Below are 23,422 nucleotides of genomic sequence, written 5' to 3'. Positions count from 1 at the left end.
CCCCTATCTTATTTTTTGACCATCACTTACTCTATTAGGTGACAAAACTATTTGATCATATAGTTTTACAGTATCTACATTATTTCTAGTAATATCTCTATAATCTAATATTATATCACTTTTGTTTTCTCCTAATATACTCTTTAATTCTTTAAATACTGCATTTCCTGTATTAGAAACAACATATACTCCTCTTTTTCCATCCTTATCTATAACTGCACTTTTAGGAACTTTTATGCCTACTATATTTTTATAAACAATTTCAAATTCTTCTTTTCTTACATTATAAAAATTTTCTATTTCTTCTTTTACTTCAATAACAAGTATATACCTGTTCTTGCTGTCTTTATAAAGATATTTTACATTTCCAGAAAAATCTATATCATTCTTTTTTATTGTTAGATTTTTTCCAACAGAAAATTTCTCTTTTTCTTTTTCTTCTAGGACAATGGCTATGTACCATTCATGATTGTTTGTAATTTTCGCTATGACATCTCCCACTTCAACTTGATCTTTTTTGTTTATTTTTACATCATTCTTTAAGTTAAACAAATAATCAGATTCAAGCTTATTTAGCGTATCAACTCTTAATATATCTTCAAACCCATCTGATGCAAACGAAATTACCCCTGTACTTTCTGAAACTATCTGATTAACACTACTATTTACTTTTTCTTGCAGTTTATTTTTCTCTGCTTTAAGGGCATTTATGTTCTTGCCAACAAAACTTTTCTCTCCTATTATTAAACTTTTTTTATCTATCAAGTTTAGTAGATCATCTTTTAACCTTTGTATATTTGAAATATCATTGTCTATTAATCTATTTTTTATATCTACTCTTAGTGAGTTAATACTATTTTCTATTTTTTCAATATCTCTTTGTATAATTTGTTCGTCTTTATTCGCATTTATTCCTTCTATTCTTCTATTTACAGTATCTAGTCTCTCTTTTATAGATGGATCTAGATCCTTTATGTATATATGTGCTATTTGTTCATTTGCATGAATTCTTTCTCCCTCTTTTACAAAATAATCTATTTTCCCTGAAACTTTCGACAAAATAACTTTCTCATCTCTTATAACTATTCCTTGTTTAGTTATAGTCTCTACTATTTCTCCATAATCTACTGTATAAAGAGAAATAGTTGCATTTGATATATTAAATATTAATTTAAACAATATATAACTTAGTATTCCAAATATCCAAATGTAATTAAACTTTATCTTTTTTTTTCTCTTTTTCTTCATTAAATAACTCACCTCATACCCTATTAATTCTTCATGAAACGTTCTAATCCTTTTTAGACAAAGAAAAAAGGTTTAGAATAAAATTATCCCAAACCTTCTAAGTACATATAAAAATTATATCAATATATACAAATTAGCACAATACAAAAACTTATAATATTATAGCTATTAAATTTCCACTTCCTTCATTTATAATTTTTTCTAACGTTTTTTGCATTTTATTTCTTATATCTTCAGGCATCATAAATAATTTGTTTTGTAGCTGTTCTTTTACTAAATCATGAAGTGATTTTCCAAACATATTAGATTCCCATAGTTTTGAAGGATCTTCTTCAAATTCTTTTAATAAATATCTAGCTAACTCTTCACCTTGTTTTTCTGCTCCAACTATTGGAGATACTTCAGTTTTAATATCTGCTCTTATTAAGTGAAGTGATGGAGCATTAGCTCTTAACTTAACTCCAAACTGATTTCCATGTCTAAATATCTCAGGCTCATCTAAAGTAAGCTCATCAAGAGAAGGTGGAACTAATCCATATCCTTTTGTTCTAACATCGTTTAAAGCTTTTTCTACCTTGTCATACTCTCTTTTTACATTAGCTAATTTAGAAACTAAGCTTAAAAGCTGATGCTGACCTTCTAATTTATATCCAGTTTTTTCTTCTATTATATTATAGAATAGCTCTTCTCCTGCTTCTAATCTAATTTCTACTATACCTTCTCCTAAATTCACATCATTAATATATGTTTTTTCTAAAAATTCTACCTGATTAAAGCTTTCTACTATATTATCTACATCTTTAATTTTTCTTATATTATTTAAATTTTCTTTTATTGTTCTCATTATACTACTTTTTATCCAATGGTTTCTTTCTAACCCCTCTACCCAACTTGGAAGATTTATATTAATCTCTCTTAATGGGAAATCATAAAGTACATTTTCCATTATATTTTCTATATCTCTTTCATCCATATTTAATACATCTAAAGGTAATACTCTCATATTGTATTTTTCTTCTAACTCATTTTTTAACATTAAAGTTTCTTCACTATCCTTGTTCTTTGTATTTAAAACTATAGCAAAAGGCTTATTCAGCTCTGTTAACTCCTTTATTACTCTTTCTTCTGCCTGTAAATAGCTTTTTCTACTTATTCCAGTTATACTGCCATCAGTAGTTATAACAATACCTATTGTAGAATGATCTTTTATAACCTTTTGAGTACCTATTTCTGCTGCTTCTTCAAAAGGAATAGGCTCTTGTTTCCATGGAGTTGACACTTTTCTTTGTTTTCCTTCTTCTTCGTGTCCAAGGGCTCCTTCTACTAAATATCCTACACAATCTACCATCTTAATTTTCATTCTTAGTTTATCTTTTACCTTTACCTCTACTCCGTTATTTGGAACAAATTTAGGCTCAACTGTCATTATAGTTTTTCCATCTCCACTTTGTGGCAGTTCATCTCTAGTTCTTTCCCTATCATATTCTTTGTCTATTCTAGGCAAAACTAAAAGCTCCATGAATTTTTTTATAAATGTTGACTTGCCAGTCCTTACAGGCCCGACCACTCCTATGTATATATCTCCATTAGTTCTTTTGGAGATGTCTTCATATATATTAGTGTTCAAAAATTATCCCCCCTCAGAATAAAATTCTTAATAAATATATATGTCTTAAATGTTTTATTATTACAAAAAAAACTAAGCTTATAAGCTTAGTTTTTCTAAAACAACCTCTTCTAGTTCCTGTGCTTTATCTCTGAGCATTAAATTTTCTATACATTCTTTGACATCTTTTTTCTCGTATAAAACTTTGTATATTTCTTTTGTTATTGGCATATCTACGTTATACTTTTTTGATAACTCATACGCTACCTGTGTTGCTGTTATCCCTTCAACAACCATTTTTATTTCATGTAAAGTTTCATCTAAACTTTTTCCTTGACCTATTAATATACCTGCTCTTCTATTTCTACTATGCATACTAGTACAAGTAACTATTAAATCTCCTATTCCTGAAAGACCTGAAAATGTACTAAGTTTTGCTCCCATTTTTATACCAAGTCTTGCTATTTCTCTTATACCTCTTGTCATTAAAGCTGCTTTTGTATTATCTCCACAACCTAATCCATCTGCTATTCCAGCTCCAAATGCAATTATATTCTTAAGTGCTCCTCCTAACTCAACTCCTATAACATCAGGATTTGTATATACCCTTAACTTAGATGTAGAAAATATATTCTGTATGTACTCTGCCACCTTTATATCTTGTGATGATGATACTATTGCAGTAGGAACTTCTTTTGCTATTTCTTCAGCATGTGATGGACCTGATAAAACTACATATTTATTATTAGGTAGTTCTTGCTTTACAATTTCAGATATCCTTAATCCAGTCTCTTTTTCTAGACCCTTAGCTACATTTACGATTATTTGATCATCTTTTACATATGGCTTTATAGTTCTCAAAACACTTCTAACTGCTTGAGATGGAACTGCTAAAAGTATCACATTTGAATCTTGCAAAGAACTTTCTAAGTCAATACTAATTGAAAGCTTTTCTGGAAGATATATATCTTTTAAGTAATTTTCATTTTTTCTTGTATTTAACATCTCGTCATATTGCTTTTTATCTCTAGTCCAAAGAACAACATTGTATTCGTTTTTGTTTGTAAGTAATATAGCCAACGAAGTTCCAAAACTCCCCGCTCCCAATACACATATTTTTTCCATAAGAACACCTTCCCAAATTACCTAGTATCTGTTTTTTGGCCTATTTTTCTTTCTGTTCCATTTATAAGCTTTTTTATGTTCTCTCTATGAGTAAATACTATCATTACAGCTAAAATAATAGATACAATAAGCCTATTTCCACCCCTATAAACCATAAATATAGGTAGTGAAACTATACCTAAAATCGATCCTAAAGATACATATTTTGTCTTTATTATAAGTATAATTCCTAATGCTAAAGAAAATATTCCTATAAAAGGATCTATAGCCATCATAGCCCCTATTGTTGTTGCAACACCCTTACCTCCTTTGAATTTTAAAAGTAAAGGCCAGTTATGTCCAACTACAACAAATATAGCTGATATTAAAGCCCCTTTTTCTCCAGCTAAAAACCTTCCTATCAAAACTGCTAAGACCCCTTTTAGTGAATCTCCTAAAAAAGTGTATAAAGCAGCTTTTTTTCCTAAGGTTCTTAAGACATTAGTAGCTCCTGCATTACCTGATCCATGTTCTCTTATATCTATATTTTTTGTTGATTTTCCTATGATATAAGAAGTTGAAAAGTTTCCTATAAAATAGGATATAAAAGCTGACAACACCTCATAAATCACGTAACCTACCTTCTTTCTTTCTCTTTATAATTAAATCTTATAGTAGTTCCTTCAAAACCGAAGTTTTCTCTTATCTTGTTTTCTAGGTATCTTTGATATGAAAAATGCATAAGCTCTTTATCATTTATAAACATTGTAAATATAGGTGGTTTAACACTAGTTTGAGTAGCATAATAAATCTTTAGTCTTTTACCTTTATCTGATGGAGGTTGATTTAAAAGTACAGCCTCTCCTATAACTTCATTTAAAGCACCAGTTGTAACCCTTTTAGCATGTTCGCTCGCAACAAATTTTACAGTTTCTAAAATTTTGTGCATTCTCTGATTTGTCTTTGCAGAAACAAATAAAATTGGTGCGTAAAGTAAAAAAGGAAACGCATCTCTTATCTGTTTAGTATATTGATTCATTGTATAGGTATTTTTTTCTATAAGATCCCATTTATTTATTACTATTACACATCCTTTACCTTCTTCGTGTATAATTCCAGCTACTTTTGTATCTTGCTCTGTAACCCCTTGAGTTGCATCTATTACCATAAGAGCAACATCACTTCTTTCTATAGCTGTAAAAGATCTTAAAACACTATACCTTTCTATATTCTCTGTTATTTTACTTTTTCTTCTTACACCTGCTGTATCTATTAATAAATATTTATCATCTCCTTGCTCAAAATATGTATCAATAGCATCTCTTGTAGTTCCAGCTATAGGACTTACGATAACTCTTTCTTCTCCTAATATATTATTTAGAATAGAAGATTTTCCTGCATTTGGCTTTCCTACAATAGCTACTTTTATTACATCTTGTGCATACTCTGTATCTAATCCTTCTGGGAATTTTGATATAATTTCATCTAGTAAATCTCCAACTCCAAGTCCTGTAGCTGCTGCCACCATTATAGGTTCTCCTAATCCTATTTCAAAAAAATCATAGTAAGTATCTGGAGTTTTTCCCTTATCTACTTTATTTAAAACAAGCAAAACTGGCTTTTTAGTTTTTCTAAGCATTTGAGCTATTTCTTTATCTGTAGGAGTTAATCCTACCTTAGCATCTACTACAAACAATATTACATGAGCCATTTCCATTGCTAGTTGAGCTTGATTTCTCATTTGAGATAATATTATATCTTCGCTTTCTGGTTCTATACCTCCTGTATCTATTAGAGTAAAATATTTATTTAGCCATTCTACTTCTGTATATATTCTATCTCTTGTAACTCCTGGAGTATCTTCTACTATAGCTATTCTTTTTCCTGCTAGTTTATTAAATAATGTAGATTTTCCAACATTAGGTCTTCCAACAATTGCTACTATAGGTCTACTCATGTATCTTACTCCTTTCTCTCAAGTAATTTTCTTATAAATGTTCTACCTTCTACCTCGCAAGGGATAATTTTTACATTTAATATTTTTTCTAGATCATCTATTGTATAGTCATCTAAAAATACATCTTCATCTTGCTTTAACATAGATTTTGGTATTAAAATCATATCACCTAAGTTTTTATCTTTCAAGTTATTGATTATATCCGTAGCTGTAACTAATCCTGATACTGTTATACTTTCTCCAAAATAAGTATTTTCTATTTTATAAACATTTATTTGTAACCCTTCTATATTATTCATTATTTTTTCACTTATATTCTTTATAAAATTATACGCAGACTTGCCTGTAACTATTGTAACTTTTCTTTTAGTCTTTAACCTAACGCTTACAAACGTTAAATACCTATTTACTTCTTCTTCAAACTTGGTCATAAGCCCTACTCCATTTTCTAATTGAACAAATCCTTCATATTCATCAAAGCTAGGTCTTTTTTTGTCTGCAAGTACATAAAATTCATCTGATAAAAATACGAATCTAGTATTTATAGTTTTTAAGAACTGATTTTGTTTACAAGATATATACTCTATTACTTTTGTTGCACTTTCTTTATCAAATGTATCTAAATTTTCAAGTCCTTCTCTAAACTTTGTTACTCCAACTGGCACTATTGCAACACTATTTACATTTGGATAAAGTTTAGCTAGATCTTCAATAGTTTTTTCTAAATATTTTCCATCATTTATACCTGGACACAATACTATTTGACAATTCATCTGAATATTAGCTTTTGCTAACCTTTTCATTATATCATATATTTTACCTGCGTTTTTATTGTTTAGCATTTTCACTCTAAGTTCACTATCTGTAGTATGTACAGAGATATTAAGAGGACTAATTTTATACTTTATAATTTTATCTATATCATTTTCATCCATATTTGTTAAAGTAATAAAATTTCCTTGTAAAAAAGAAAGTCTAGAATCATCATCTTTAAAATATAATGTATGTCTCATTCCTTTAGGAAGCTGATCGATAAAGCAAAAAATACATTTATTCTTGCAACTTCTAGTTTTATCTATTATAGGATTTAAAAATTCTATTCCTATGTCTTCATCATAATCTTTTTCTATTTCGTATACATATACTTGTTTACCTCTTTGTATTTTAAGTTCTAAGTATTCATCGCAAATTAAAAATTTATATTCTATAATATCTTCTATCTTTTGATCATTTATACTTAAAAGTATATCTCCTTCTTTTATTCCTAGCTCATCTGCTATACTTTTTTTATACACTTTGCTTATAATATTATCTATGCTCAAATTTATCACCACTCTTTTTAAAACTATGTCAAGTTATACTACCATGTACTATATTAATTAGTCAAGAGAACAAAGTATAGTTACACAAAAAGGTACCTTTAAGGTACCTTAATGCTTTACTATTATTAAAGTTTCATCTCCTACATCATGAACCATTCCCATCATACATTTTGATAAAGCTAATGCCTTTCCCTGAAGCTCTTCCTTATTCTCTACATAGAATATAGGTGTTGTTGTACAATTTATAGACTTATTGGTAGTAACTATTGCCAATACACAGTGTTTTATTCCTATATTCATATATTATCATCCTTTCAGATAACGACTTTTTCCTTTAGCAGACTCTATAACTGGTATATTTTTTATTAATTCAATAAGTAAACTCTCGTCTTTCTTTATAGGAACTATTGAAACTAACAAACTTTCATTATTTGGATTTCTTCTGATCATAGGTGTAAAATCTGGCTCATCAACATCTTTTTTTATTCCTAATTGAATAGATATGTTGTGAGCAATAACTTGCCTTTGACCTAAATTTGATATAGTTCCTATGTATACATTTTCTTTTGGAATTATCTCAACTGCAAGCCCTTCATTTATATACCTTTCTCTTGAACTTTCAAGTCCTACATTCATTATTGTTACCCCATTTATCTTTAAAAATGGTCCATCAAATTCTATCTTTGCTGGAACTACATCAGCAATTTCTCCTATTTTCTCTCGTGTTAATAAATTTTTAAGGGCAAATGCTACTAAAGTTCCTACTATCAAAGCTATTAAAATACAAATGTATAAAGGTGCTTTTAAAAAATTATCTACAACATAAAAACTTATACCACTTGATAGTGCAGATAGTATAGCCATGTAATTTCTAGCTTCAAAGGCTTTTGCTATATCTTCTATGTAAGCAGTACCTCTTGGAACCATTTCTGTACTTTCTATATTATCTAAACTCTGTCTTTCCATACTTCTTACATCTCTAAATTGCTGAGCTGCTAAGGCCAAAAAAGTAACTGCTGAAAACTCTTTTTCTACAAGAGCTGGAATTGCAACTGATCCAAGTGCAGATGCTATTATACCTAACGTTATGTGAGATATAAATCCTTGTGGATATGTTGGATATTGTCTATTGTCTAGTCTCATCATATATAGTCTAGAAAAAAATCCAACTATAAACGATGTTGTCATTAAATATACATAATCGTGCATTTTGTCAGCTCCTTTCATATATAATTAGAATTTCCAAAAAAAAATAAGAATTTCCTTGTAAATATAGGAAATTCTTATTTAGGTAGTTTAACGGAAAATTCAGTTCCTTGATTTAATGTACTATTTACACTTATAGTTCCTCCTAAGGATATAACTATATGTTTTACTATAGCTAATCCTAAGCCAGTTCCTCCTATTTTTTTACTTCTAGCTTTATCTACTCTATAAAACCTTTCAAATATACGAGGTATGTCCTCTTTTGGAATTCCTATTCCATTGTCTTTTACATTTATAAATACACTATCTTGTCTATCAATTATTTCTACATATATTTTTCCGTACTCAGGAGTATATTTTATAGCATTATCTATTAAATTTAAGAAAAGTTGCTTTATATGATCTTTGTTTGCTTTTATTAAAACTTTATTGTTATTAAAATAATAAGAATAGCTCTGTTTTTTCTTTTCGGCCAATTTATATGTTACATCATATACATCTTTAAACGTATCTATAATGTCTATATCTTTATCTATTTTTCCTTTATTATTTTCTATAAACGATAACATAAGTATATCATCTATAAGTCTTCTAAGTCTATTTGATTCTTCTTCTATAATTCCTAAAAATCTATCCCTTGTATCTTTGTCTATAGAGTCGTTGTTTTTTAAAGTTTCAACAAATCCATTTATAGAAGTAAGAGGTGTTTTAAGTTCATGAGTTACATTAACGACAAATTCTGATCTAATTTTTTCTAATTTTACTTTTTCAGTTACATCTTCTATATTTATTAGACATCTTATTACCATTGTTTCTTCATCTTCTAACTTTATGGGATCTACCTTTATTTTATAACAATTGCCACTACTATCTTCTATATCAACCTCTTTAGAATCTGTCGTAGATATTAAAGCTTTTATATTTTCTAAGAAAAATTTATTTTTTATTACTCTATAATACTTTATTCCTTCAAAATCATCTTTGTAATATCCAAAAAGCTCTTTAGCAACTGGGTTCATTAAAAGTATTTTTTCTTCACTATCAATAGCTATTATTCCACTTGATATATTCTTAAGAATCGTATTAAGTTTTATATTCTTATCTTCTAGATCTTGTATATTAATCCTTATTTTTTCTATCATCATATTAAAGTTTTTTGAAAGTTTACCTAAATCTCCACTATAATTATTTTGAATATTGACAAAATAATCTCCCTTACTTACCTGTTCTGAAGCTAAAGTCATATCATTAAGATACTTTTTTAATATACTAGAATATCTATATATAAGAACAGATATTATTATAAGGATTGCTAACAATATATATATATAATTTTGTATTTTGTTCACCTCTTTTACTTTAGTTTATACCCTACACCTCTTATAGTTTCTATATATTGAGGATTTTTATCTTCATCTTCTATTTTTTTTCTTAGATGTCTTATATGAACATCTACAGTTCTTGTTTCGCCAAAATATTCATATCCCCATATTTTATCTAAAAGCAAGTTCCTAGATAAAACTTTTCCTCTATTTTCTGCTAATATTTTAAGAAGCTCAAACTCTTTGAGTGTTAAGTCAATCTTTTTACCATTTTTTGTAACTTCATAATTTTCTAGATCTATTTTTATATCTCCAACTACTATTTCATTTGATTGATCTTTACCTGCATTATACCTTCTAAGAACTGCACTTACTCTAGCTATTAATTCTTTTATACTAAATGGCTTTGTTATATAATCATCTGCTCCTATTTGAAGTCCTTGTATTTTGTATTCTTCCATATCTTTTGCTGTAAGCATTATCACAGGAATATCTTTTATTTCTTTTTCACTTCTAACCTTTTTTAATAATCCAAATCCATCTATACTAGGAATCATTACATCTAAAATAATTAAATCTGGTTTATTTTCCCTTATCTTAACAAATGCATCTAAACCATCATACGCAACATCTATTTTATAACCTTGTAAACTCAAATTGAACTTTAAAAGCTCAACTATATGCTCTTCATCATCTACAATTAAAATCTTTTTATCCATAAGCACCTCCAAATTAGATAAGCTCTAGTAAAAAGCCCATCCTTTTCGATGTTTGATTATCCTTTCTATACGAATAAAACATATCATTATTACAACATGTACACATTTTAGTATTTATTATATTTTCTTTTTTTATGCCGCAACTAGATAGTATATATTCGTTTATATTCCAAAGATCTAGAAAATATTTACCTTCTTTTATTATATAGAATTTTCTATCTGGATTTGTAAATTTATTGTTAAATTTATCTACAAGCTCTTTATTAACTTCATAACAACAAGGGCCTATGGATGGACCTATAAGACATAAGATATCTTCTGTATTACTATTGTATATTTGTTTCATAGTATCTATTGCTTTTTTAGATATTTGGCTAAAAGTTGATCTCCAACCAGCATGAACAAGACCTATAGCTTTGTTTTTAGTATCTATTATAGCTATAGGAACACAATCTGCAACAAATACTAATATAGGAACATTTCTCAAGTTAGTAATTATACCATCACCTTCAAATGTTTTTCCTATTTTTTCTTTATCTATTATGTTTATATTATCTCCATGAACTTGCTTGTTAAAGGTTAAGTTGTTAAAATTAAATCCAACATCTTCGCAAATATTTTTAATATCTTCAATGTTTTTTGCATCTACATTTCTATTTGTAAAAATAGCCTTTATAAAATCTAGTTTATCTAATGAGCTAAATGATATATAATTCAAACATTCACCTCTTTTCCTTGAATATCTTTTCAATTTCTTCAATAAATGTACTTATATCTTTAAATTGTCTATATACAGATGCAAATCTGACATAAGCTATTTCATCTATATCTTTTAACTTTTCTATTATTAACTCTCCTATTTTTTTGCTTGATATCTCACGTGCTACAGTTTTGTTTATAGCCTCTTCTACATACGAAGCAATTTTTTCTATTTGTTCCATAGAAACAGGCCTTTTTTCACATGCCTTTATTATTCCGTTTATTATTTTACTTCTATCAAAACTTTCTCTAGTTCCATCTTTTTTTATAACCATTAAATTTATACATTCTAATTTTTCGTATGTAGTGAATCTTTTCTTGCAATTTTCACATTCTCGCCTTCTTCTTATACAACTTCCTTCATCTATTGGTCTAGAATCTATTACTTTTGATTCTAAATAATTGCAAAACGGACACTTCATATAAACCTCCATTTAACTTTTCTTAAGTAAATTATATATTTTTATGATTTATATGTCTACTTCATTGATTATGTTAGAATCTTTGTAGTCTACTAATATTGTATCACAGCCTATTTTGACTATATTCTTCCAACTAATTGAATACATTTCTGATCTCCCTAAAAGATAAAGTTTTGAATTATCATTGTACACAACTAAAGATTTTATAGTTCCGTCATTGGTATCAATTTCAATATCTCCAATAAATCCTAATTTTCTTCCATTATTTATATTTACTATTTCCTTTTCCATTATATCCGATATTTTAAACATATAAATCCCCCCTTAAATAATGGATATGAGTTTTTCATATGAATTATTCACATTTAAAGCAAAGTCTTTCTTTAGAAAGATTTAAAAATATGATAAAAAAAAGACCTTTTTAAAGGTCATATGTATTTTCTCATATTTTTGAGAGCATTTTTTTCTATTCTTGAAACTTGTGCTTGCGATATACCTATTTCTTCAGCAACCTCTATTTGTGTTTTTCCCTTATAAAATCTTAGGTCTAATACTAACCTTTCTCTAGAGTTTAACTTTTTAACGGCTTCACTTAATGCTATTTCTTCTATCCATACTTCATCACTTCCTTTTTTATCTTGGACTTGATCCATGACAAAGATTGCATCTCCATTATCTTGATATACTGGATCAAATAAAGAAATGGGATCTTGTATTGCATCAAGAGCTAAAACTACATCTTCTCTGTTTATATTTAATTCTTTAGCTATTTCTCCTACTGTAGGCTCTTTCAAGTTTTCTCTTGTTAGTTTTTCTCTTACTTGCAAAGCCTTATATGCAATGTCTTTTAACGACCTACTTACTCTTATACTGTTGTTATCTCTTAAATATCTTCTTATCTCTCCTATGATCATCGGAACAGCATAAGTTGAAAATTTAACGTTATGGCTTAAATCGAAATTATCTATTGCTTTTATTAATCCTATACACCCTATTTGAAATAAATCGTCGATATTTTCTCCTCTATTATTAAACTTTTGTATAACACTTAAAACCAACCTTAAATTTCCCTTAACAAAAGTTTCTCTAGCTTCACGATCACCTTGTTTTATTTTTATTAGCAGTTCTTTCATCTGGTTGTTTTTTAATACTGGCAATTCAGATGTATTCACTCCACATATTTCTACTTTATTTGTTTGCATAACTACCAGTCCTTTCCTCAAACTATTCCCTTGTATCAATTATTCACATAATATAAATTTTTATACTTTTGTGAAGAATGATACTTCAGGAAATATGAGGAAATTAAACTAGCTTTTTCATTTCCTTCTTTAATCTAAATATTATTTTTTTCTCAAGTCTTGATATATATGATTGTGATATTCCAAGCATATTCGCTACTTCTTTTTGTGTTTTTTCTCTTCCATTTAAAAGTCCAAATCTAAGTTGCATAATTTGTTTTTCTCTTGTTGACAACTTATCTAATGCAAGTTGAAGCAATTCTTTATCTATTTCTTCTTCTATCAATCTATAAATTTCATCATTTTCAGTTCCTAAAACATCTGATAATAAAAGTTCATTTCCATCTAAATCTACATTCAAAGGCTCATCAAATGATAATTCTGTCTTTTTTCTGCTGTTTTTTCTTAGATACATAAGTATTTCATTTTCTATACATCTTGATGCATATGTAGCTAATTTTATGTTTTTGTCTAACTTAAATGTATTTATAGCTTTTATAAGTCCTATTGTCCCAATAGAAATTAAATCTTCAATATCTAAACCTGTATTTTCAAACTTTCTAGAAATATATACTACTAATCTTAAATTTCTCTCTATCAATATACTTCTTACACTTTCATCTGTATCTATCCTTTTTAATAATTCGTTTTCTTCTTCTTGCGTTAACGGTGGAGGTAAAACATCATTACCACCTAAATAGTGTATTTCTCCTGTTTCTAAAAGGCCTAACTTATTAAGTATAGTGTTTATAAATTTGATTATTTTTTGTTTTAAAATAGCTAACATAAATATCCCCCCTAAATTATATTTGGATTTAAAATTGCATCGTACTCAGTGTTATTAAAATTTGAAATTCCTAAAATTATATTACTTCTCTCATTTCCATTAATCTGTAAACTATCTGCTTTAAATCCAATCAGTAAATTTTTTTCACTTCCTACTACTTTATAAGGTATTAACCTGAATCTTTTAAGCATGTTTAGAGTAAGTTTATTTGCTATATGATCTGCTTTTTTATAGTCCATATTAGAATAGTCCATGTAAATGAGGTCTTCTGGTAATATATTTTCTAATGCTTTTACGTTTACTACTATAACAGGATCATTAGTTAAAGGATCTTTTAATAAGTTACCTGTATCTAATAAAGCACTACATTTTATAGACTTATCTTCTATATGAATTACTATGTCTTGTTTTGTATCTCTCATTATCCCTATACTTTTTAGAATTTTCTGATAATTGATTATGAATTTAGAACTTGCAAGGCCTACTATTAATATCAACGATGTAGTCATATGACCTATACCTGTAAAATATATTATAAAAAACATACTACCAGATACAAATATATTAACAACATAAAAAGTAGCTAAAGATTTTATGTAAGTTTTTAGATTAGTATAGGAAAATGACAAATAAACTATAAAAAGAGTGAATATAATTTTAAAAAAGATATTGTATAAAAACAAAAGATTTTGGTTAAAATAAGCCATGGAGTATAATGCTCCTATAAAAGATGCACTGTAGACTCTTTTTTTACTCATATTTATATTTAGAATTTTACCTACTGAAATGATTATTATATAATCTAATAGTAGGTTTTGCAAAAAATAATATTCAGCATATACTATCATATATTACCACCTATTCTAGGGCCTTATGATATATAGATTATACTAAAATTATGACTATTTTTTTGTCATAATCAGTAGTCGAAATCTATGTTTTATATTTTATATTTTTGCAAACTACGACAAAAAAGACCTTAAGATATCTTAAGGTCTTTTTTATTTATCTTCTTCTTCTTAAAAATGTAGGTATATCTAAATCGTACCCTATATTATCTTCTTTATTTTGATTTTGCTCTTGTTCTTTATTTGCAATTTTAACTGTTTCTTTAGGCTCTGGTTTTGTATTTTGAGTAATGTTATTTTCTAATCCTTCTTGAAATCCTGTAGCTATAACAGTTATTCTTATTTCATCTTTTAGATCTTCGTCTATAACAGCTCCAAATATAATATTAGCTTCTGGATCTGATGCTTCTTGCACTAAGCTAGCAGCCTCATTAATTTCAAATAGCCCAAGATCTGCACCACCAGTTATATTTAATAATACTCCTTTTGCTCCCTTTATAGATGTTTCAAGCAGTGGACTTTGTATAGCTTGTTTAGCAGCCTCTAATGCTCTATTTTCACCTGTTGCTCTTCCTATACCCATATGTGCTAGCCCTTGTTGTTTCATTATTGTTTGAACATCAGCAAAGTCTAAGTTTATAAGTCCTGGTACTGCTATTAAGTCTGATATACCTTGTACCCCTTGCTTTAGAACATCATCAGCTATTCTAAATGCCTCTAACATAGATGTTTTCTTTTCTACAACCTGAAGTAATCTATCGTTAGGTATAGTTATTAATGTATCTACTTTAGATTTTAACTCTTGTATTCCTTGTTCTGCATGAATAGCTCTTCTTCTTCCTTCAAACAAGAAAGGCTTAGTTACAACTCCTACTGTAAGTATTCCCATTTCCTTAGCTATCTGAGCAACAACAGGAGCAGCTCCCGTTCCTGTTCCTCCACCCATACCAGCAGTTACAAATACCATATCTGCACCTTGAAGTGCTTGATATATTTCATCTTTACTTTCTTCAGCTGCCTTTTTACCTATTTCTGGATTAGCACCTGCTCCAAGACCTCTTGTAAGCTTATCTCCTATTTGAATTTTCTGCTCTGCCTTTGAATTAAAAAGTGTCTGTTTATCAGTATTTATTACTATAAACTCAACCCCTTTTAATTGAGCTTCTATCATTCTATTAACAGCGTTGTTTCCTCCACCCCCAACGCCTATTACTTTTATATTCGCAAAATTATCCATATCAACATCGAACTGTAGCATCTAGGAACCTCCTTAACATTGTTATCGTTTATATTATAAACCCAACTATATACTGTTTAAAATTTACAATTATTATTTATTTGTTATTCAACATAAATCTTTAATTTCCTCTTTTTTTAATCACAAATCTGTCAAAAATACGCCTTCTAATTATAGCAAAGTTTTGGAATAACCTTCCTCCAAATACAAATATAGAAGCATAATAAAGGGGAACTCCTAATTTATCTCCCACATAAGCTAAAAATCCTGCTATAATAGCATTTCCAAAAAAACCTGTTATAAATATAATATTATCATAATTTCCTTCAATATTGGCTCTTATAGCTCCGAATACTGAATCTAGTGAAGCTAATATAGCAACTGATATATATAAAGAATAGCTATCAGGATACGTTACAGGTATATAATATCCAATTATTACACCTAATGCAAGTCCTACTAAAGTCACCATCAAGTTAATCACCTTCTTTTATAAATTTAAAGCGAACACTTCTGTTATATTTTGGTATTTTTATTTCATCAAATATGTTTGAATGTACTTTCAAACCATACACATCTTTTAAAACACTTGCATATGAATTTGGTGCTTTAATCGCGGCTTCTAGCATTTTTGGTTCTCCTATTGCTGTTATAACAAATGGTTGTCCATAAGTAGACCCATTTATAGTTATAGTTGGTCCTGAACATTTAATTTCAGATAAACTTATTATTCTTTCTCCATTAATAGCTAAAGCCTCAGCCCCTGCTACTTTTAAGTCATTAACAATTCTTAAAACATCCACATCATGTACTATTATATCATTCGGATCCTCTCCTAGATTTAACTCTCTTTCACTATCGGCTAAACTTACAACAATACCAGGACCTTTTACAGCTTTAAATCCTGTTATTGCTTTTAATTCAACAAGCTCACTTTCTATTACGCTCTTTATCGATCCATTTTCCTTTAGCTCTATTTCATACTTTGCTATATCATACTTTCTTTCTGATATAAGCCTATTTATATTTTCTAGTTCTATTCTTTCTAGTTCTATCTGACTTTTTATTTCATTTATAGACCTTAAACTTACAAAAACATTATTAGGATCTAAACTTTTAAGTTGTATTGATATTATAATTCCTAACAAAAATGACATTAAAACTACATATCTTTGCTTAACTATTTTGTTCATAGTTACCACCTATATCTAATCTACTGGCTTAGCATACTCAAATTTTATTCTTCTTGTATATCTAGGTATTTCTATATTCTGACTTTTTTCTACAGTAACATTTAATCCATAGTACTTTCTTATTTCCCATATAATTCCATATCTTAAGTTTAGTGCAGCTTCTAAAGTATTAGCATCTCCTATTGCTTTTATCTCAAATGGTGGCATAACTGGATTTCTATTTATTATTAGTCTGTCACCCGAAAGAGCTATTTCTGTATTAGCAACTACTCTTTCGTTGTTTATTGAAATAGCTTCTGCACCAGATGCGTTTAACTTATTTATAAGAGCTAATAACAATTCGTAATTATATGTTAATACACTACTAGTTGTTATATCCTTTCCTTCTTCTAACCTAACTATAACTCCTGGACCCGATACATCATAATACCCAGCTAAATTTGAATATTTTCTTATATCATTTTTTAGATTTTTAACTATAACACTTTCGTTTGCCTCAGCATTTTTATATTGTTCTATTCTACTCTCTACAGTTTTTAATTCTTTTAATAAAACTTCTTTTCTATCTCTTAAACTTTTTAACTCTAATGCTAATTGCTGTGCCTTTTGAGAAGATACTACTCCTCCAGTTGCTTTTTCTATTGTTCTTAACTGAATAACTAAAATTATACCTAATAAAGTGCTTAGAAAAAATAGTATAATTTTATTTTTTTTCAAGATAATCAACCCCTATCTCTCTCTATATACGGGATATGTGTCAAACTTCATATCTACAATTCCACTTGTTATATTTTTAGTATGCAAGTCTACCATTATTTTACTTAGCTGAAACATTTTGTAGTTTATATCTTCACCTTGTCCTAAAAGAACTTCTATTCCCTGAAGTGTATATAACCTTATATCCATGTTTTCATCAATATTTATTTCTGATATATTATCTAATATATTAGCACTATTACAAGAATTTAGCAAATCTAATATTCTTGATAATAACTTTTTATCCTTAATTTCTATCTTTTTTCCTAAATTAAAATTATCAAAAGTTAACCCTGTAAGGAAAGGCTTGTCTACATTTTCTATATTTTCTTCAACCTTAAGTACAACGCCTTCTTCATCTATTATAATATAAGAACCCATATATGGAATTGTACATATCTGTACTCTTTCCGTTATATCTATAAAGATTTTGTTTGGAAAAGCTCTTTTTATTCTTACATCTTTTACATATGGATTACTTAGAATATTATCTTTAACATTTTTGATATTATACATATAAATATTTTTACCCTTTTCTATTTTTCCACTTATAAGTATATCCTCTTTATCAAGTTTTACTAACCCTACAACACTTACTTCCTTCAAAGAAAATACATCTGTTTTTATAAATATATAACCGAAAATACTAATCATTAAAATAACTATTAATATCAAAATATTATTCCTTTTCATTTAAAACATTCCTTTCTGAAAAATTCCATAAAAAATACATTCATATATATCATTATAACCTTATATATACCATAAAAAAAAGGCTCAAGTCTAAGCCCTTATTATATCAGCTCCTAGACTTGATAAAACCTTCTCCATACTTTCATATCCTCTATCTATATGATCAATGCCATATACTTCACTATATCCGTTTGCATTTAAAGCTGCTAATACTAATGCTGCTCCTCCTCTTAAATCAGGGGAGTTAACCTTTGCTCCCATTAAACTTTTTACACCTTTTACTATAGCAGTTTTTCCTGATATAGTTATATTAGCCCCCATTCTTATAAGTTCATTGCAATACTTAAACCTATTTTCGAATATATTTTCTTCTATAAGGCTAGTTCCATTAGCTATTGTCATTAAAGTAGTAATTTGCGCTTGCATATCAGTAGGAAAGCCTGGATATGGAAGTGTTTTTATATGCTCAACAGAATTGATCCTACCTAAACATTTAAGTTTTATACTATTTCTTAGATAACTTATTTCACACCCTGCCTCTTTCAATTTCGATACTATGCTTTGGATATGTTCTGGAACAACATTGTTGATTATAATTTCTCCGTTAGTCATAGCAGCTGCTACTAAATAAGTTCCTATAGCTATTCTATCTGGAATTATAGTATATTCAACATTATTTAATCTTTCTACCCCTTCTATTTCTATATAACTAGTTCCTGCGCCTTTCACTTTTGCACCCATGGAATTTAGAAAATTTTGAAGATCTACTATTTCTGGTTCTTTAGCAGCATTATATATTTTCGTTATTCCTCTTGATTTTACAGATGCTAACATTATATTTTCTGTAGCGCCCACACTAGGAAAATCGAGTTGTATTTCACTAGAGTTTATTGATTGTCTTTTACATCTTATATATCCGTGTACTTCTTGAATTTCTACTCCCATTTGTGATAAGGACTTTAAGTGAAGATCTATCGGTCTTGATCCAATCTCACAACCACCTGGGTAACTTATTTTAGTTTGATCAAATCTTGCAACCATTGATCCTAATAGAATTATGGAAGACCTCATTCTTCTTACAAAGCTTTCTGGAATCTCAGATGTATGCATATATTTTGTATTAATAGTTAATGTTCCATCTTCAAATTTAACATAGCATCCTACATGTCTTAATATATCTATCATAACATTAACATCTGCTATATTTGGAACATTGTGTATTATGCTTTCTCCTTCATTTAGGATAGTAGCAGCAACTATAGGTAAGACTGCATTCTTTGCACCTTTTAAACTTATTTCTCCCTTTAATTTATTTCCTCCACGGATTATAAATTTATCCAAGAAGGTCACCCCCCTTTCAAATTAAATGATGCATTATACTATTTAAATTATGTTTTAAGGGGGGTTTATGTGACTTACAGCATACTAATAATTTCTTTATATATTATTTCTATTGATTGTGGCATACCCGCATTCTTACTGTTTTGTTCCATATCTTTTAATCTTTTTCTGTCTCCTAAAATCTTAAATATCATGTCGTTTAGAACTTTCGAATTTAAATCCTTTTCTAATATTACCATTGCTGCTCCTTTGTTTTCTAAACTCTTAGCATTGTACTCTTGATGATTTTCAGCTGTATAGGCTTTAGGAATGATTATAGATGGTTTACCTAAAGCTGTAACTTCTGCTAATGTAATTGCACCTGCACTACATATTACAAGATCACAAGCTGCTAGTGCCGTAGCCATATCATCTAGATAATCTACTACTTTCTGTGACTTTTTAAGGTTAATCTCTCCTAACTTATCAATAAATTTTTCATAATGGTTTTTACCTGTAACATGAATAAATTGTATATCTTCTTTAACTAGATTACTAATTATATTAACCATAGAATCGTTTAGCTTTCTTGATCCTCCACTTCCACCTACACAAAGAAGCATTTTTTTGTCTTCTGCTATTCCAAGCTTTCTCTTTGCTTCATTTTTATTAGCCGTTAGAATCTCTTTTCTTACTGGGTTTCCTGTAAAAACAACTTTATCAGAATTAGGAAAATATTTTTTTGCATCTTCAAAGCTTATTAATATTTTATCTACAAATCTTGCAAGTATCTTATTAGTTATACCTGGAAATGCGTTTTGCTCATGTATAACTGTTGGAATACCTCTCATAGCTGCATTAAATACAACTGGTCCACATACATATCCACCAGTTCCTATTACTATATCTGGATCAAACTTTTTCACTATTTTTCTAGCATCTTCTAATCCTTTAAATAATTTTAAAACTCTTTTTACATTCTCAAAACTTATTTTTCTTTGAAATCCTTCAACTGTTATTGTTTTTAATTCATAGCCTGCCTTAGGAACTACCTTGCTTTCAAGTCCTTTTTCTGTTCCTACAAATAATATCTCAACTTCTTTTAATTCTTCCTCTAGCTTATTTGCAATAGCTATAGCTGGATATATATGACCTCCTGTTCCACCTCCAGAAATCAAAACCTTCATTTAATCAACTCCCATCTAACTTAACATGTCTAGATACATTCAGTATAACCCCGATTGCTGCCATAAATATTATAAGCGAACTTCCTCCATAGCTTATAAATGGAAGAGGTATTCCAGTAACAGGCATTGAAGATGTTGCAACAGCTACATTTATCATAACCTGTATTCCTATTTGAGCTGTAATTCCTACAACTAACATACTGCCATATATATCTGGAGCATTAATAGCTACTCTTACGCATCTGTATATCAAAAATAAAAATAAAAGCAATACAACTATACACCCTATGTACCCTAGTTCTTCTCCTATTATCGCAAATATAAAGTCATTTTGTGGCTCAGGAATATAAAAAAACTTTTGTCTACTTCTGCCTAAACCAAGTCCAAATAATCCACCTGACCCTAGTGCATATAAGGATTGAATTACCTGATATCCACTTCCTGTTGGATCTTGAAAAGGATCTAAAAATGATAAAAAGCGCTTTAGTCTATATGAAGATGTGGCTATAAGTGCTACAAATGCAGCACATGCTACGCCGCCAAGACCTATAATAACCTTCATATCTAACCCAGCTACAAACAACATGACAATTGTTGTCATCAATATACTCGCTCCTGTAGATAAGTCTGGTTGAAGCATGATAAGAGCAAAGTAAACTGATGAAACTAATATACAAGGAAAAACTCCTTCGATTAATTTTCCTATCTTATTCTTTTTATTTTTTATTATTTTTGAAACAACAATTATAGATGCAAATTTAGCAACTTCAGATGGCATTATTGTAAGTGAACCTATACCTATCCATCTTCTAGCTCCATTTATATTTATTCCTAATGGAGTAAGTACTAATACAAGTAGTATAAAGGTAAGTATCCCTATCTTTCCTGTTAATTTTTCTAGCCTTTTATAATCTACCTTTGATGCAAATATCATAGCAAAAAATCCTAGTGTAGCCCATATCATATTTCTTTTTAGGAAAAAATACTCATCTTTCATTTTCATTTTAGCTTGAACAAAACTAGAACTAAATACCATTATAATTCCTATAACTACTAAAGCTATTGTAGTATAGAAAATATATGGATCAAAATCTCTTTGCTTTTTTTTGCCCATATTAGGACCTCCCTATTTAATTAAAGGCTATAGACACATTCTTTAAAGTCATTCCCTCTAGCTTCATAACTTTCATACATATCCCAACTTGCACATGCTGGAGAAAGAAGAACTATATCACCACTTTGCGCAATTTCAAAACATTTATTCACTGCATCTTTCATATTTTTAACTTTATATGAATTTTTAAAACCTTGCTCTAAAGCTGCTTTTTCTATTTTTTCAGCTGTTTGGCCTAAAAGCACTAACCCTTTTACTTTGCCATTAAATGATTTTATAAAGTCTGTAAAATCACTATTTTTATCCATTCCTCCTGCTATTAAAACAATTGGGCTATTATATGATTGAATTGCTTTTATAGAAGCATCAGGATTTGTTCCTTTAGAATCGTTTATAAACTTTATCCCATTTAATTCTCTAACAAATTCTAGTCTATGCTCTACCCCTTTGAATGATTTTAAAACTTTTCTTATTGTATCTAAATCTACATTCAAAATAAATGCTATAGCTACCGCAGCTAGTGCATTTTCTAGGTTATGATCTCCAGGTAAGCTTAAATTATCTTTATCTATAACTAGGGTATCTTTTCCATCAAATCTTATTACTATATTGTTATTTAATACAAATACTCCTTCTTTTAAAACTTCTTTTCTACTGAAGAATATTACCTTAGATTTACATCTTTGAGCTAGATTTCTAGATAAAATGCAGTCATAATTTAATACCGTAAAATCTTCACTTGTTTGATTCTCAAATATTCTAGCTTTAGCATCTATATAATTTTGCATCGTTTTATGTCTATTAAGATGATCTTCTGTTATATTTAAGATAGCACTTACTTTAGGTCTAAAATCTCTTATACTCTCAAGCTGAAAGCTACTAAGTTCTGTAACTATAAATGAATCTTTTGTTGATAGATCTACTATATCTATTACTGGATTTCCTATGTTACCAACTACAAAGGTATTAGAGCTAAATGATTTAAATATTTCTCCTACTAATGTAGTTGTAGTTGTTTTGCCGTTTGTTCCTGTTATTCCTATAAATTTGCCTTTAGCTAACCTGTAAGCAAATTCTACCTCCCCTATAACCTCTATATCTCTCTTTTTAAGTTCTACTATAAATGGAATATCTAAAGGAACTCCTGGAGATACTACTACAAGGTCTATATCTTCTATATAGTCTATATGCCTACCTAGTATATATTCTACATTATATCCCTTTAATTGATTTATTATGTCTTTGAGTTTTGATTCATCTTTTATATCGTTCACAACTATGTTACATCCCATCGTAGCAAGTTTTTTTATCATAGATATACCTGTTTTTGCAAGGCCTACAAGCAATACTTTCTTTCCATTTAAATTCATCTTCTTCCCTC

At 28.7% G+C, this 23,422-nt stretch carries 25 protein-coding genes; all 25 read right to left on the bottom strand.

Annotated features, from left to right (window positions below):
- Positions 1-3: 3 nt before the first annotated feature.
- The gene (locus JWYL7_RS03455; RefSeq protein ID WP_066068991.1) at positions 4-1,248 is read right to left on the bottom strand and encodes a biotin/lipoyl attachment domain-containing protein; all 1,245 of its coding nucleotides are present in this window, start codon (positions 1,246-1,248) and stop codon (positions 4-6) included.
- Between the two features lie 151 nt (positions 1,249-1,399).
- The gene (spoIVA, locus tag JWYL7_RS03450) at positions 1,400-2,875 is read right to left on the bottom strand and encodes a stage IV sporulation protein A (protein ID WP_066068988.1); all 1,476 of its coding nucleotides are present in this window, start codon (positions 2,873-2,875) and stop codon (positions 1,400-1,402) included.
- Between the two features lie 78 nt (positions 2,876-2,953).
- Positions 2,954-3,979, bottom strand: coding sequence for an NAD(P)H-dependent glycerol-3-phosphate dehydrogenase (locus tag JWYL7_RS03445; RefSeq protein WP_066068985.1), 1,026 nt, complete (start codon positions 3,977-3,979; stop codon positions 2,954-2,956).
- Positions 3,980-3,996: 17 nt separating this feature from the next.
- Positions 3,997-4,578 (bottom strand): glycerol-3-phosphate 1-O-acyltransferase PlsY, encoded by a 582-nt coding sequence (gene plsY / locus JWYL7_RS03440; protein WP_334292130.1) that lies wholly within the window; start codon positions 4,576-4,578, stop codon positions 3,997-3,999.
- A 17-nt stretch (positions 4,579-4,595) separates the two neighbouring features.
- Positions 4,596-5,915, bottom strand: coding sequence for a ribosome biogenesis GTPase Der (gene der, locus JWYL7_RS03435; protein ID WP_066068982.1), 1,320 nt, complete (start codon positions 5,913-5,915; stop codon positions 4,596-4,598).
- Between the two features lie 5 nt (positions 5,916-5,920).
- The gene (locus tag JWYL7_RS03430) at positions 5,921-7,249 is read right to left on the bottom strand and encodes a DUF512 domain-containing protein (protein ID WP_066068979.1); all 1,329 of its coding nucleotides are present in this window, start codon (positions 7,247-7,249) and stop codon (positions 5,921-5,923) included.
- Between the two features lie 96 nt (positions 7,250-7,345).
- On the bottom strand, positions 7,346-7,537 hold the full coding sequence (locus JWYL7_RS03425) for a capping complex subunit for YIEGIA (RefSeq protein WP_066068977.1): 192 nt from the start codon (positions 7,535-7,537) through the stop codon (positions 7,346-7,348).
- A gap of 6 nt (positions 7,538-7,543) precedes the next feature.
- Positions 7,544-8,446 carry a YIEGIA family protein gene (locus tag JWYL7_RS03420; RefSeq protein ID WP_066068974.1) on the bottom strand — a complete coding sequence of 301 codons (903 nt, stop codon included), beginning with the start codon at positions 8,444-8,446 and terminating at the stop codon, positions 7,544-7,546.
- Positions 8,447-8,520: 74 nt separating this feature from the next.
- Complete coding sequence (locus JWYL7_RS03415) at positions 8,521-9,792, bottom strand: HAMP domain-containing sensor histidine kinase (RefSeq protein ID WP_066068973.1); 1,272 nt, start codon at positions 9,790-9,792, stop codon at positions 8,521-8,523.
- A 5-nt stretch (positions 9,793-9,797) separates the two neighbouring features.
- Positions 9,798-10,484, bottom strand: coding sequence for a response regulator transcription factor (locus JWYL7_RS03410; protein ID WP_066068969.1), 687 nt, complete (start codon positions 10,482-10,484; stop codon positions 9,798-9,800).
- A gap of 13 nt (positions 10,485-10,497) precedes the next feature.
- The gene (gene pgeF, locus JWYL7_RS03405; protein ID WP_066068967.1) at positions 10,498-11,202 is read right to left on the bottom strand and encodes a peptidoglycan editing factor PgeF; all 705 of its coding nucleotides are present in this window, start codon (positions 11,200-11,202) and stop codon (positions 10,498-10,500) included.
- 4 nt (positions 11,203-11,206) lie between these two features.
- Positions 11,207-11,665: a transcriptional regulator NrdR gene (gene nrdR / locus JWYL7_RS03400; RefSeq protein ID WP_066068963.1), complete on the bottom strand. Its 459-nt coding sequence runs from the start codon at positions 11,663-11,665 to the stop codon at positions 11,207-11,209.
- A 48-nt stretch (positions 11,666-11,713) separates the two neighbouring features.
- Entirely contained in the window at positions 11,714-11,977 is a 264-nt protein-coding gene (locus tag JWYL7_RS03395; protein WP_066068960.1) for a YlmC/YmxH family sporulation protein, read from the bottom strand.
- A gap of 116 nt (positions 11,978-12,093) precedes the next feature.
- The gene (sigG, locus tag JWYL7_RS03390) at positions 12,094-12,867 is read right to left on the bottom strand and encodes an RNA polymerase sporulation sigma factor SigG (protein WP_066072308.1); all 774 of its coding nucleotides are present in this window, start codon (positions 12,865-12,867) and stop codon (positions 12,094-12,096) included.
- 103 nt (positions 12,868-12,970) lie between these two features.
- Positions 12,971-13,693 carry an RNA polymerase sporulation sigma factor SigE gene (gene sigE / locus JWYL7_RS03385; RefSeq protein ID WP_066068958.1) on the bottom strand — a complete coding sequence of 241 codons (723 nt, stop codon included), beginning with the start codon at positions 13,691-13,693 and terminating at the stop codon, positions 12,971-12,973.
- Positions 13,694-13,704: 11 nt separating this feature from the next.
- Positions 13,705-14,541, bottom strand: coding sequence for a sigma-E processing peptidase SpoIIGA (locus tag JWYL7_RS03380; RefSeq protein WP_066068955.1), 837 nt, complete (start codon positions 14,539-14,541; stop codon positions 13,705-13,707).
- A 157-nt stretch (positions 14,542-14,698) separates the two neighbouring features.
- A complete protein-coding gene (gene ftsZ, locus JWYL7_RS03375) occupies positions 14,699-15,799 on the bottom strand; it encodes a cell division protein FtsZ (protein WP_066068952.1) in 1,101 nt (366 codons plus the stop codon).
- Between the two features lie 100 nt (positions 15,800-15,899).
- Positions 15,900-16,262: a small basic family protein gene (locus JWYL7_RS03370; RefSeq protein WP_331722105.1), complete on the bottom strand. Its 363-nt coding sequence runs from the start codon at positions 16,260-16,262 to the stop codon at positions 15,900-15,902.
- Positions 16,255-16,971 carry a DUF881 domain-containing protein gene (locus JWYL7_RS03365; RefSeq protein WP_066068945.1) on the bottom strand — a complete coding sequence of 239 codons (717 nt, stop codon included), beginning with the start codon at positions 16,969-16,971 and terminating at the stop codon, positions 16,255-16,257. Before JWYL7_RS03365 ends, JWYL7_RS03370 begins: the two co-directional genes overlap by 8 nt.
- A gap of 15 nt (positions 16,972-16,986) precedes the next feature.
- A complete protein-coding gene (locus JWYL7_RS03360; protein WP_066068942.1) occupies positions 16,987-17,688 on the bottom strand; it encodes a DUF881 domain-containing protein in 702 nt (233 codons plus the stop codon).
- A gap of 12 nt (positions 17,689-17,700) precedes the next feature.
- Positions 17,701-18,420 carry a cell division protein FtsQ/DivIB gene (locus tag JWYL7_RS03355; protein WP_066068939.1) on the bottom strand — a complete coding sequence of 240 codons (720 nt, stop codon included), beginning with the start codon at positions 18,418-18,420 and terminating at the stop codon, positions 17,701-17,703.
- A gap of 90 nt (positions 18,421-18,510) precedes the next feature.
- The gene (murA, locus tag JWYL7_RS03350) at positions 18,511-19,761 is read right to left on the bottom strand and encodes a UDP-N-acetylglucosamine 1-carboxyvinyltransferase (protein WP_066068936.1); all 1,251 of its coding nucleotides are present in this window, start codon (positions 19,759-19,761) and stop codon (positions 18,511-18,513) included.
- 74 nt (positions 19,762-19,835) lie between these two features.
- Positions 19,836-20,927, bottom strand: a complete 1,092-nt coding sequence (gene murG / locus JWYL7_RS03345; protein ID WP_066068932.1) for an undecaprenyldiphospho-muramoylpentapeptide beta-N-acetylglucosaminyltransferase — start codon at positions 20,925-20,927, stop codon at positions 19,836-19,838.
- Between the two features lie 4 nt (positions 20,928-20,931).
- On the bottom strand, positions 20,932-22,041 hold the full coding sequence (gene spoVE, locus JWYL7_RS03340) for a stage V sporulation protein E (RefSeq protein ID WP_066068928.1): 1,110 nt from the start codon (positions 22,039-22,041) through the stop codon (positions 20,932-20,934).
- A 20-nt stretch (positions 22,042-22,061) separates the two neighbouring features.
- Positions 22,062-23,411 (bottom strand): UDP-N-acetylmuramoyl-L-alanine--D-glutamate ligase, encoded by a 1,350-nt coding sequence (gene murD, locus JWYL7_RS03335; protein ID WP_066068926.1) that lies wholly within the window; start codon positions 23,409-23,411, stop codon positions 22,062-22,064.
- Between the last annotated feature and the right edge of the window lie 11 nt (positions 23,412-23,422).

It is taken from the genome of Alkalithermobacter thermoalcaliphilus JW-YL-7 = DSM 7308 (genome assembly GCA_001584565.1).
GTDB classification, from domain to species: Bacteria; Bacillota; Clostridia; order Peptostreptococcales; family Peptostreptococcaceae; genus Alkalithermobacter; species Alkalithermobacter thermoalcaliphilus.
Note: the sequence above shows the minus strand (reverse complement) of the source record. Positions and strands in the feature narration are given on the sequence as shown.